Origin of the sequence: Tolumonas auensis DSM 9187 (assembly GCF_000023065.1) — a bacterium.
Taxonomy (GTDB): domain Bacteria; phylum Pseudomonadota; class Gammaproteobacteria; order Enterobacterales; family Aeromonadaceae; genus Tolumonas; species Tolumonas auensis.
In genome coordinates this window covers 321,055-333,744 of record NC_012691.1, presented here as the reverse complement: position 1 = coordinate 333,744, position 12,690 = coordinate 321,055, and the positions used below count along the sequence as shown (strand labels likewise).

General features: G+C 50.6%; 10 protein-coding genes. 6 read left to right on the top strand and 4 right to left on the bottom strand.

The window, feature by feature from the left end:
* The first annotated feature begins 33 nt into the window (after positions 1 to 33).
* Genes TOLA_RS01550 through TOLA_RS01540 form a run of 3 tightly spaced genes read left to right on the top strand, consistent with a single transcriptional unit; the run spans position 34 to position 4,599 of the window.
* The gene (locus TOLA_RS01550; RefSeq protein ID WP_012728523.1) at positions 34 to 1,236 is read left to right on the top strand and encodes an efflux RND transporter periplasmic adaptor subunit; all 1,203 of its coding nucleotides are present in this window, start codon (positions 34 to 36) and stop codon (positions 1,234 to 1,236) included.
* On the top strand, positions 1,233 to 3,212 hold the full coding sequence (locus TOLA_RS01545; protein ID WP_012728522.1) for a MacB family efflux pump subunit: 1,980 nt from the start codon (positions 1,233 to 1,235) through the stop codon (positions 3,210 to 3,212). The genes TOLA_RS01550 and TOLA_RS01545 overlap by 4 nt, the downstream gene beginning before the upstream one ends.
* Entirely contained in the window at positions 3,205 to 4,599 is a 1,395-nt protein-coding gene (locus TOLA_RS01540) for an efflux transporter outer membrane subunit (protein ID WP_012728521.1), read from the top strand. Before TOLA_RS01545 ends, TOLA_RS01540 begins: the two co-directional genes overlap by 8 nt.
* A gap of 24 nt (positions 4,600 to 4,623) precedes the next feature.
* Here TOLA_RS01540 and TOLA_RS01535 read toward each other — a convergent pair whose 3' ends face one another.
* The 3 genes from TOLA_RS01535 to cra form a co-directional block, all read right to left on the bottom strand.
* Positions 4,624 to 5,994, bottom strand: a complete 1,371-nt coding sequence (locus TOLA_RS01535; RefSeq protein ID WP_012728520.1) for an MATE family efflux transporter — start codon at positions 5,992 to 5,994, stop codon at positions 4,624 to 4,626.
* Positions 5,995 to 6,139: 145 nt separating this feature from the next.
* On the bottom strand, positions 6,140 to 6,607 hold the full coding sequence (locus TOLA_RS01530; protein ID WP_012728519.1) for an RpiB/LacA/LacB family sugar-phosphate isomerase: 468 nt from the start codon (positions 6,605 to 6,607) through the stop codon (positions 6,140 to 6,142).
* A gap of 72 nt (positions 6,608 to 6,679) precedes the next feature.
* Positions 6,680 to 7,675 (bottom strand): catabolite repressor/activator, encoded by a 996-nt coding sequence (gene cra / locus TOLA_RS01525; protein ID WP_012728518.1) that lies wholly within the window; start codon positions 7,673 to 7,675, stop codon positions 6,680 to 6,682.
* Positions 7,676 to 7,931: 256 nt separating this feature from the next.
* Between cra and fruB the strand changes: the two genes are divergently transcribed.
* The 3 genes from fruB to TOLA_RS01510 are packed head-to-tail and all read left to right on the top strand — an operon-like array spanning position 7,932 to position 11,753.
* Positions 7,932 to 9,065, top strand: coding sequence for a fused PTS fructose transporter subunit IIA/HPr protein (fruB, locus tag TOLA_RS01520; protein ID WP_012728517.1), 1,134 nt, complete (start codon positions 7,932 to 7,934; stop codon positions 9,063 to 9,065).
* Positions 9,058 to 9,996, top strand: coding sequence for a 1-phosphofructokinase (pfkB, locus tag TOLA_RS01515; RefSeq protein ID WP_012728516.1), 939 nt, complete (start codon positions 9,058 to 9,060; stop codon positions 9,994 to 9,996). Before fruB ends, pfkB begins: the two co-directional genes overlap by 8 nt.
* 11 nt (positions 9,997 to 10,007) lie before the next feature.
* Complete coding sequence (locus tag TOLA_RS01510; RefSeq protein ID WP_012728515.1) at positions 10,008 to 11,753, top strand: PTS fructose-like transporter subunit IIB; 1,746 nt, start codon at positions 10,008 to 10,010, stop codon at positions 11,751 to 11,753.
* 273 nt (positions 11,754 to 12,026) lie between these two features.
* Here the strand turns inward: TOLA_RS01510 and TOLA_RS01500 are convergent, their stop codons facing one another.
* Positions 12,027 to 12,563 (bottom strand): MltR family transcriptional regulator, encoded by a 537-nt coding sequence (locus TOLA_RS01500; protein WP_012728514.1) that lies wholly within the window; start codon positions 12,561 to 12,563, stop codon positions 12,027 to 12,029.
* Positions 12,564 to 12,690 lie beyond the last annotated feature (127 nt).

The window sequence follows — 12,690 nt, the reverse complement described above, 5'->3', positions numbered from 1 at the left end:
GATGTCGGACGGATATGAGCGCGGAGCTGACTCGTGGTATTTTTAAAAAAACGATGGTTATATTTTCTGTTACCGTTGCTGGCAATGTTTGCGGTATTTGCCGTACTGCAACGCCCGGAGCCGGTGCAGTACATCACCTCTCCGGTCCGTTATGGCAATATTGAGCAAACGGTACTGGCCAGCGGTACATTAAATGCGGTCAATCAGGTCAATGTCGGCTCTCAGGTTTCCGGCCAGCTGAAATCACTGAAAGTGGCATTGGGCGATCAGGTCACCAAAGATCAGCTGATTGCCGAAATTGACCCTATTCTGCAGCAATATACTTTACGTCAGGCGCAGGCCAGTCTGGACAGTGCGAAAGCACAAAAACAGGCTAAACAGGCTCTACTCCGTCAGTATGAACTGGCCTATCGCCGGCAACAGCAGATGTGGCGGCAGGATGCGACGTCCAAAGCCAGTCTGGAAGAAGCCGCGGCTACGCTGGATACCACCCGGGCTGCAATTAACCAGCTGGATGCGGAGATCACCTCTGCTCAGGTGTCAGTTGATACGGCGAAAGCCAATCTGGGTTATACCCGGATTACCGCGCCCATCAGTGGTACCGTCGTTTCTATCGTGACCAAAGAGGGACAAACCGTAGCCGCTTCTCAGTCCGTCCCCACCATTATCAAACTGGCCAATCTGGATACCATGACCGTGAAGGCTGAAATATCGGAAGCCGATGTGATCCATGTTAAACCGGGGATGAGTGTCTGGTTCACCACCTTGGGTGATCCGGATAAGCGGTATCATGCCACGTTAAGAGCCATCGAACCGGCATCAACCTCAGACAGCAGTGATGATGATAGTTCCTCCAGCAGCTCAAGTTCATCCGACTCATCGTCTTCATCTTCCAGCGCGGTCTATTACAACGGTTTATTTGATATCGCTAATATGGATCACAAATTGCGCGTATCGATGACGGCACAAGTGACGATTGTCTCCGGTGAAGCGAAGAATGTGCTGTTAGTGCCGATTGCTGCTGTTGAAAATAATGCGCAACAGCAATCCACGGTCCGGGTGCTGGAACAAGGTAAAGTCATCAGTAAAATCATTCAGACCGGATTAAAAGACAGCCTCAATATTCAGATCATCAGCGGTCTGAAAGAAAAAGAACAGGTCATCCTGGGGGATAGTCAGAGCAGTACTGACAATGCCGGCAATTCCGGGCAGATGATGCCACCACCTGGTCCATGAAAATGATGCAAACACCGCCCTTAATGGAACTGCAGCAAATCAGTCGTCATTTTCAGACCGGCGATGAACGGCTGACCGTCCTGCATGAGATCAGTCTCAGTATTTACGCCGGTGAAATGGTTGCCATCATCGGTGCATCCGGCTCAGGTAAATCGACGTTGATGAATATACTGGGCTGTCTGGATCGCCCCAGCAGTGGTGACTATCGCGTCAATGGCCGGAGTACCGCAACGCTGAGCAGTGACCAACTCGCTGATCTGCGCCGGGATTGCTTCGGTTTCATCTTCCAGCATTATCACCTGCTCTCACATCTGAAGGCAGAAGGTAATGTCGAGATCCCGGCTATTTATGCCGCACAGCATAAGCACACGCGAATTCAGCGCGCCCGTTCACTGCTGCAGCGTCTGGGGCTGGCGGATAAACAAAGTAACCGGCCGGGTCAGCTTTCCGGCGGCCAGCAACAACGCGTCAGTATTGCCCGGGCGCTGATGAATGGTGGTGATGTGATTCTGGCGGATGAACCTACCGGTGCGCTGGACAGTCAGAGTGGCAAAGAGGTCATGCAGATCCTGCGGCAGCTTCACCGGCAGGGACACACTATCGTGCTGGTCACTCACGATCAAAATATAGCTGCCCACGCCGAACGGGTAATAGAGATCAGTGACGGACGTATTATTGCCGATCATCGCCAGACCGCCAGTCATATTGAACTGCCGGATAATGACGCCAGCTTACCGGAGCAGCCGGCAGAACCACATACTTTCCGCTGGTGGAGCCGGCAATGGACCCGTTTTTCTGAAGCATTCCGAATGGCCTGGATCTCGATGCTCACGCACCGGATGCGAACCTTACTGACCATGCTCGGGATCATCATCGGTATCACGGCTGTCGTCAGTGTGGTGGCCGTCGGTCAGGGAGCAAGGAATAAGGTCATCAGTGATATCAGCTCAATGGGTACCAATACCATTGATGTTTATCCCGGAAAAGACTGGGGTGATCGCAATGCCAGCGCGATCCAGACACTTACGCCCCAGGATTTACCCTTACTCAGCGGGCAGATTTATACCGACAGCGTGACACCCAACGTCAGCACGAATGCTCTGCTACGTGATGGTGGACAGGCACTGAAAGCCATGGTGTATGGCGTCGCCGGACAATATTTCCAGGTAAAAGATCTGCAGATGGTTTTTGGTAAAGCATTTGATCAACGTGCCGTGGAACAACTCGAACCAGTCGTGGTCATTGATCATAACACCCGGATCAAACTCTATGGTGAGCACATCAATCCGGTTGGCAAAGTGATCCTGCTGAATAACCTGCCCTGCCGCATCATTGGTGTCACTGCAGAAAAAAAGAGCTCGTTTGATACGCAGAATCTGAATGCCTGGTTGCCTTACACATCCGCGATGTACCGGTTAATGGGGCAGCACTATTTCAGCTCAGTTTCCGTTCGCATTAAAGACGGGGTTTCCAGCGGTATTGCTGAACAACAGATCATTAAACTCCTGACCCGGGCACATGGCCGTAAAGATTTTTATACCCGTAACAGTGACAGTATACTGCAAACGATCGAGAAAACGACCGCCACGCTGACACTGCTGATTTCATCCATTGCCGTGATCTCACTGATTGTCGGTGGCATCGGCGTCATGAATATCATGCTGGTTTCCGTCACCGAACGGACACGGGAAATTGGTATCCGCATGGCGGTCGGCGCCCGGCAACAAGATATCCTGCAACAATTTCTGATTGAAGCGGTGATGGTCTGTCTGCTCGGTGGCAGTTTGGGGATCCTGTTATCATTCGCTGTCAGCGCTGTCTTTTCTATGCTTGTCAGCAGTATGCAAATGGCATTTTCCATTTGGTCATTGCTCGCAGCATTCCTGTGTTCATCATTAATTGGCGTACTGTTTGGCTATCTGCCAGCCCGCAATGCTGCCCGGCTTGATCCGATAGAGGCACTGGCCCGTGAATAAACTATCCCCGCTTTATCTGGCGCTTTGTATCTTGACTGCCTGCAGCCAGCACACCGCGTCTCCACCGCAAAAGGATTTATCTCCGGCCACACCTGCGCAGTGGCAAAATAACTTGTTTTCAGCGCAGGAAGTGCTTAAACAGGCACATTGGTGGCAGGCATTCCAGGATCCCGCACTGGATCAACTGATCCAGCAGGTATTAGAAAAAAACAATGATCTGGCTGTTGCGGCACTTAAAGTCAGACAGGCGCGCCTGAATGCCGGCCTTACCGCGACCAATTTAACGCCCGATTTATCTGCCGCCCTCAGTGCAGAAAAACAAAAAACATGGCAACAGACAGCCGCCGTGAACAGCAACGACACTGCTACATACAACACGGCACTTTCACTCAATTATGAACTGGATCTGTGGGGAAAGCTGGCTGATGAACGGGCTGCTGCCAACTTTGAAGCGGAAGCAACGGAGCAGGATCGACAAGCATCGGCACTATCTCTTATTGGTACGACCGCGACGCTGTACTGGCAACAAGGTTATCTGAATGAGCAGATCCGGCTTAATCAGGAGAGTCTGACCTATACCCGGCAAGCACTGAAAATAGCGAATGCGCATTATCAGGCCGGTGCGAACAGCAAGCTTGATGTATTACAGGCCGAACAGAGTGTCGCCAGCCAGCTGGCAAGTCATGAATTACTCCTCCAGCAAAGAGAAGAGAACCAGAATGCACTGGCTATCTTGCTGGATCAGCCGCCAGGAGCCACTTTGCCGCTGCCGTCAGCGCTGCCGGTCACACCAATACCCGATATACCAGCCGGTTTACCTGCCGATGTACTGGCGCAACGCCCTGATGTTAAAGCGGCTGAATTACGGGTACGTTCTGACTATGCCACCCGCCAGTACACGGCAAAAAGTTACTATCCGACATTTAGTCTGACCGGTGCACTGAGTACCGGTAGTGAACAATTACATTCCGTATTGCGAAATCCGACAGGCAGCATAGGGACTGGATTGACTCTACCTTTTATTGAATGGCAGACTACCCGCCTGAGTATTGCAAAACAGCAAGTGGTGTATGAGCAGACCGTCCGAAATTTCCGGCAAACGTTTTATACCGCACTATCTGAAGTTGAAAATCAGCTGTCTGCCCGGCAGCATTATCTGAATGCCGCCTCTCAACTGGTCCATTCACTGGCACTGGCGCAGCAAACAGAAACGATCACCGCCGTACGTTATCACGCCGGTGAGATTGAGATGCAGAACTGGCTGGAACAGCAGGAAAACCGTCGCACAGCGGAAAAAGAACTGCTGGATAATCGCTATCAGCAACTGACAACCCAGCTGGCACTGTACCAGGCACTGGGTGGAAATCCCGCCCGGCAACAGAATTAACGTTTGATCCCGTGTGAAGCGGCACTAATGTGCCTGATTGGCTGGTGCAGTGCGCTGCACCAGCACTTTTTTCTCCCAGCGCCGGCTGCGCCAGCGCCAGAACATGGTCAAACCCCGCACCCATTCATCGACCACAAAACCACACCAGATCCCGACCAGTCCCCATGCCCAGTGAATACCACACAGGTAAGCGATTGGGATCGCAATGCCCCACATAGAGATCAGAGCCATGCGGAATGGGAAACGGGCATCCCCGGTCGCCCGCAGTGAACTGATGACGATGATGTTAAATGTACGCCCCGGCTCCAGGATCAGACTCAGTAAGAACAGCTGCCCGGCTGTCGCCAGTATAACTTCGTCAGCAGTGAATAATTCCATCAGATACGGTCCGGAAACGACAACCAGCGCCACCGACAATACGGTCACAACTAAGCCGATTTTCAGACTGCGCATCAGACGATGATAAGCCTGATCCAACTCACCGGCCCCCACCAGATGACCGATCATGATCTCCGTACCCAGTCCAATCGCAATACCAAACAACATCACAAACAGACTGATCTGAAAGAAATAGGATTGTGTTGCCAGCATCTTATCGCCCAGCAAAGCAACAAAGGAGGTGATTACCATCATCTGCAACATCCAGGAGAGGTTTTCCCCTGCTGCAGGTAATCCGATTTTCATGATTTTACTGATAATATCGGAAGAGAAACGACAGCATTCAGCCCAGCGCAATTGCAAACCGATACGACGACGAATCAGCCACACCAGTAACATGACCCCGATGACACGTCCCGCAACGGTCGACCAGGCCACACCGGCCACGGACATCTGTGGCAAACCAAACCAGCCGTAAAGCAGCAACGCATTGCCGACCAAAGTCACCAGGTTGACAATCACCGTGACATACATCGCTTCACGGGTATAACCATAGGCTCGCAGGCTGGCAGCCAGACACAGCGCGATTGCTTCCGGTAACAAACACAATGCAATAATCTGCAGATAGACATGCCCCATGGATTGCAGATGTTCCGGCATATTCATTAATTGCAGAATAGGTGTTGCACCAAATAATACTCCGAGCGCCACAACCAACCCAATCAAGGCATTGAATCCAATGGCCTGCTGCACCACTCTTCTGGCGACATCCCGTTGCCCGGCGCCTAAATACTGCGTGATCACCACGCTGGAGCCGATACCGACAAAGTTGAACAGCGTGATACTGACATCAAAAAACTGGTTCCCCACAGACAAGGCAGCGACAGCCTGATAGGAAACATGGCTGATCATGAATGTATTCAGTGCCGCAGTCAGAAAATGCAGCGCCAGATCAATAAACAGCGGCCAGGTTATCTGAAACAGCGACTGAGAACGGACAGCAGATACAGAAGTCATAAGAGGGAAAAACACCGGGAGGCAGAATAGACTTGATTAGACGTTCTTTTAAGGGAAAAAACAATCCGCCATCTGCAGAGATGATTCCCGTTTTCTAAGATTTCAGAGTACGTGAACAGTCTCGGGACTGTTCACGCAATAAACATTAACTGAGTTTTTTCAGATGTTTCTCTGCAATTTCCTGCACTTTCCCCACGCGGCGACGATATTTCTCTTCGGTGTGTCCCAGATATTCTGTCGTCATCCAGGTTTTCACAATTTCCATCGCAATCGCAGAACCGATGATTTTACCGCCGATGCAGAGCACGTTGGTATCGGAGTGAGAACGCGCCAGATTCGCACAGAAAGGATCCTGACATACGGCAGCGAAAACACCGTAGATTTTATTGGCGATCATTGCACTGCCATAACCCACGCCATCGACAAAAATACCTCGATCGGCTTTGCCTTCACCCACAGCCAGCGCTGCCGGATAAACCGTATCAGGCAAGTCACAGGCATCTTCACTGTGGGCACCAAAATCAAGAACTTCGTGTCCCTGGCTCTGCAGATAAGCTTTGATCTCTTCTTTCAAAGAGAAACCTGCATGATCACTGGCCATTGCTATCTTCATGTTACGCTCCATACCTGTACTATTCAGAATTAGATCCCTGTCATCATCATTTTTAACACTGAAAAACAATGACTACCCGGTGTGACTGCGGACCTTCAGGCGACGCGGAATCACCTCAACTCCCGGAGTGTAATTATGTTCGGTGGCAGCCAGCGCTAGCGCCAGCGCCCGCTCAGCGATCAATGAGAACTGCTGAGGTAATGCATTCACTTTAACCGGAAGGAAATCAAGTAATTGATTATCGCCAAATGTAGCTAACCGCAGGTTTTTCATCAGCTCAGGATGTTCCTGCAACGTGTTAAGCACACCTTCCAGCAACACATAAGACGTCGTAACCAGCGCTTCAGGCATCACTCCCCGCGCGATCCAGTCGGCACAAATACGGGCACCTTCACTGCGGCTGAAATGTTCCCCATACGCAATCAATGGTTCTCCGGTTATATCAGCCGACCGTAATGCCGCACGGAATCCACGTTCACGCTCATGAGATATACCCAAATCCGGCACCGCACCTAACAGACCAATGCTGGCGGGTAATGGCGATAATAAGGAGTTCGTCAGTCTGATCGCACCATCAAGGTCCTCGCTGATAACGGAGGCAAATTTTTCGTCATCCAGTGCACGGTCGATCGCAATGACAGGCAAACCTTTTTGCTGTAACCGGGGATAAAAATCGTTATACGGCTCTAATACTGTAGACACCAGCAGTGCATCAATACGGCGGGATGTCAGCATTTCTGCCAACGCTTTCTCAGTTTCCGGATTATCATCCGAGCAGGTGATAATCAGCTGAAAACCGTGTGCGCGCGCACCGGCTTCCAGCAATTTGGCCAGACGGGCATAACTGGTGTTTTCGAGATCAGGCAGAATAAAACCAAACAGACGACTACTACCAAGTCTCAGGGCTGTCGCAGCCTGATCGGGCTTATAGTTATACTGATTGACGACCGCCATCACCCGTTCGCGGGTTTTTTCACTGATGCGGTGTTGTTCAGCTTTACCGTTCACCACATAGCTCGCCGTTGTACGCGATACTCCTGCCAGGCGCGCGATTTCTTCAAGCTTCATTCGACACCCACCTCTTATTTTCGCTGACGTAAATGTGCACCACATCAAATTACTGGTGATTATACAATAACCAGTTCTTGAATATCTAGCTGAAACGATACAGCATATGAACTGAAACGATTAATCTACTTTTTGGCAAATGAGAGTTGCAAACTTGCTACCCAAAGTTGCAACAAATAGCTCAGAATATGAATTGGTGAATCGTTTGAGTTCTGCGATTTATATATCTGACACAACTATAAGAGAGGTACACGCCATGCTGACACTGGCGGAGCAAGATATCCAATTGGGGGCTAAAGCCGACGACAAGCAAAGTGCCATTCGTATGGTGGCACAGAAGATGGTCGATGCGGGGCTGATTGAAGCACCTTATGTTGAAGGGATGCTGCGTCGTGAGACTCAGAATTCCACTTATCTGGGTAACGGTATTGCCATTCCTCATGGCACCACTGACACCCGTGAACAGGTTAAACAGACCGGCGTTCGCGTATTGCATTTCGCTGATGGCGTTAACTGGGGCGATGGTCAGACAGCGTATGTTGTTATCGGCATTGCTGCCCGCTCAGACGAACATCTGGGTATTCTGCGCCAGCTGACCCGTGTTCTGGCTGATGACTCTGTTGCTGACTATCTGAAGCACTGTAAGAGTACTGCTGATTTGGCAAAACTGCTGAGTGGCCAGAAACCGACCCCGACATTGCTGTTAGACAGCAGCACCGTACAGTTGCAGACTTCTGCACAGGATATTTTCGGTCTGCAATCAACTGCCTGTGTCTTATTGCAAAACGGCGGCGCACTGGATGCAAGCGGTACTGCAGCAATCCAGGCATCTTCTCCGGTATGGATGGGTCAGGGTCTGTGGCTGGCTCGCACGAATACCGGTGTTAAGCGTACAGCAGTGTCTCTGGTTCGCCCTGCAGCGCCGTTCCAGCATGCGGGTCAACCGGTACAAGGTCTGTTGCTGATTGCTGCACAGGATGCGCTGCACAAGCCTGTATTGGATCGTCTGGTTGATATGATCAGCGAACAGAACGTGGCTCAGCTGTGGTCTGCTGCTGACAGTATGAAAGCAGTCAAATTGCTGACTGAAAAACCAATCGAAGGGCTGGAAGGTACGTTCACTATTACCAATCCGCACGGCCTGCATGCCCGTCCAAGCGCGACACTGGTTAAAGTAGCAAAAGAATTCCAAAGCGAAATCTGGGTTGCCAACCTGGATGGTGATGGCAAGTCTGTCAATGCCAAGAGTCTGATGAAAATTGTGAGCCTGGGCGTGAAGAGCGGCCACCGCCTGCAATTCATCGCGAAAGGTGATGATGCGCAGCAGGCTATCAGCAAAATCGGTCAGTCAATCGCCGATGGTTTAGGCGAAGGAGCTGGTCATGAGTAAGCCTTTGCTGACTGTAACTCTTAATCCTGCGCTGGATTTAACCGGTCACATTGGTCAAATCCAGGTTGGCAGCGTTAACGTGGTTAAATCAGGCAGTCTGCATCCGGCAGGTAAAGGCATCAACGTTGCCCGTGTGTTACGTGATCTGGGTGCGGATGTTGCCGTTACCGGTATTCTGGGCGCCGGAAACCAGCAGGCTTTCCGTGATCTGTTCAAGCAATGTGGCCTGACAGATCATTTCATGACTGTACCGGGTGATACCCGTATTAACGTCAAAATGGTGGAAGACAGCGGTGATGTAACTGACCTGAACTTCCCGGGTGTGGCGGTAGCGGAAGATGAGCTGAAAGAATTTGAAGCCCGTCTGCTGCGTCAGGCTGAACAGCATGAATACATCGTGGTAGCAGGTAGTCTGCCGCGCGGTATCAGTGCGGAAGCCAGCCGGGATTTGATCGCGAAACTGCAACAAAAGGGTGCGAAAGTACTGTTTGATAGCAGCAAAGAAGCGCTGGTCAAAGGTCTGGAAGCAAAACCGTTCCTCATCAAGCCAAATGAAGTTGAACTGGCTGAATGGGCTGGTCGTCCACTGGAAACAGAAGCTGAATTACGTCAGGAAGCAGAAAAACTGCGTGCTGCCGGCATCACCAACGTGGTGATTTCCCGTGGTGCTGATGGTGTTCTGTGGCTGGCAGACAACGAATGGTGGTCTGCATGCCCACCGCGGATGGAAGTAGTCAGTACCGTTGGTGCTGGAGACTCCATGGTTGCAGGCTTTGCCTGGGGTATGAGTCAGGGAATGGATAAAGAACAAATCCTGCGCCTTGCTTCTGCCGTTTCAGCTCTGGCTGTAACCCAAATTAGTGTGGGTGTTCCGAACAAACAGCAACTGGCCGACATGATGGCCCGTATTGACGTGAAAAGATTAGGTTAAGGAATAAACTTATGAATATTGTAATTGTCACCTCTTGTCCGAGTGGCATTGCCAACAGTGTTATCGCCGCAGGTCTTCTGGAAAAAGCGGCTGCCTCCCTGGGTTGGAATGCCGTTGTTGAATGTCATAACAACATTGAACCAGCAAAATTACTGACTGTAGATGAAATCAGTACTGCAGACCTGGTTGTTGTTGCTGGCGACAACATTGATCTCGCCCGTTTCACCGGCAAACGTGTTTATCAGGCCGGTGTAATGGATGCTATTCCGGACGCAAAAGCTTTCTTACAAACGGCAGCCGCAGCAGCGACAGTGACGTCAGCTGAAGCGGTTGCTTCTCAGCAAACCCAAGAGAAACCCAAGGTGTCCCCAATGAGCAAACGTATCGTTGCTATAACCGCCTGTCCAACAGGGGTTGCCCATACTTTTATGGCTGCCGAAGCACTGGAAGAAGAGGCAAAAAAACGTGGTTACTGGATCAAAGTCGAAACTCGCGGCTCTGTTGGTGCTAAAAACGCACTGACTGCCGAAGAGATCGCACAAGCTGATGTAGTCATCATCGCTGCCGATATCGAACTGGACCTGTCCCGTTTCGCTGGCAAAAAACTGTACAAAACCAGCACTGGCGCAGCACTGAAAAAGACTGCTCAGGAAATGGACCATGCTCTGGCTACCCAGAACGTATTCCAGGGTGGTGCATCTGCTGCCGCTTCTCACTCAGGTAAAGCTGAGCTGCCAGGCGTTTACAAACACTTGATGACCGGTGTATCACACATGCTGCCAATCGTGGTTGCAGGTGGTCTGTTGATTGCGCTGTCTTTCGTGTTTGGTATCGAAGCATTTAAAGAAGAAGGCACTATGGCTGCCGCACTGATGAAGATCGGTGGTGCGTCTGCATTTGCTCTGATGGTTCCGGTTATGGCTGGTTTCATCGCGTTCTCTATCGCTGACCGTCCAGGTCTGGCGCCAGGTTTGATCGGCGGTATGCTGGCAAGCTCTATCGGTGCAGGTTTCCTGGGTGGTATCGTTGCTGGTTTCATCGCCGGTTATGCCGCTAAAGCTATTGCTGACAACGTCAAACTGCCACAAACCATGGAAGCGCTGAAACCAATTCTGATCATTCCATTGTTCGCCAGCTTAATCACTGGTCTGGCAATGATCTATGTTGTTGGTACACCAATTGCCTCTATCATGAAAGGTCTGACTGACTTCCTGACTGGCATGTCTGGTGCGAACGCTATCCTGCTGGGTATTATCCTGGGCGCGATGATGTGTTTCGACCTGGGTGGCCCGGTAAACAAAGTAGCCTATGTATTCGGTACTGGTCTGCTGGCTTCAAACCCTAACGTTCCTAGCCTGCCAATGGCTGCTGTTATGGCTGCCGGTATGGTTCCAGCTATCGGTATGGGTATCGCTACTTTCGTTGCTCGCAACAAGTTCATCGATTCTGAACGTGAAGCTGGTAAAGCGTCTTTCGTTCTGGGTCTGTGCTTCATCTCTGAAGGTGCAATCCCATTCGCAGCACGTGACCCAATGCGTGTAATTCCATCAACTATGGCAGGTGGCGCACTGGCTGGTGCTCTGTCAATGCTGTTCGGTTGTGGTCTGATGGCACCACACGGTGGTCTGTTCGTACTGTTAATTCCAGGCGCAATCAGCAATGCTCTGATGTATATCGTTGCTATCGCTGCGGGTTCTGCTCTGACTGGTCTGATGTACGCAACCATCAAACCATCACAGGAAGTACAAACTGCTTAATTGTTTCATCACAAATGGAACCAGCTCCCTCCATTTTTGTGTGCCCCCCTCCCCGGCTGAATAAGCCGGGGCTTTTTGCTTTCTGATAGCAGGTGAAGGAAACCGGGGACAAAGGAAAACATCAGACACAGTAGATACTGTGTTTTGTCGTTGATGTCATAGTGGTTTGCTGAGCTTTCACCTGCTTCAGCAATATGCAAGAACAGGCTCATAAACAAAAAGCCCCGGAGCATTGCTCACGGGGCTTTCTCGTTTCTCAGACGGCCGGTGGATTTAAATCGGGCTGTCTTTACTCAGTTCTGATAATACGCCCGATACCGCTAACAGCAGTGCGGAGCGGATCACCTGATCACGACGGTTCAGTTGCAGTTGCTGCAATACCGGATCAGCGTTGTCTGTCGGCTCATCAATCTGCATCATGCTGATATTCTGCAAACTATGTAAACGGTTAAGATGATCTTTGACACATTCTTCACCAAAACGGTGATCATGAATGTCATTCACCAGAAAATCCCGCAGGCGAATGAAACGTTCGATATCCTGAGATACCTCGTAGGAAATCAGCCCCAGCGCAAAAATAAGCTTTAAACGAATATGGAGATCCGCCAGCGGACCTTTGCCATTCAGCAGCGGTTCAATGGCATATTTCACCGCATACTCTTCCTGGCGGAAGGCACGTCGCATCAGTTGATCGACGGCATCTTCCAGCATATCGACAACTTCAATGAAGAAACCGCGAGGGTTCTCAGGTTCAGCCAGACGTTCAAAAACCGCGTCCTCCTGATAGGTTGATACTTTAACTTTATTCATATGATGTGATCTTATGTGGAAACCCAGAAATCTGACCCGTTACCGCCGTTTATTCTTATATTGTTATAAATTTATTAGTTTCTTCAGAACCATAAACGAGAAAAGAGAGGACATAGCCTCTCTTTCC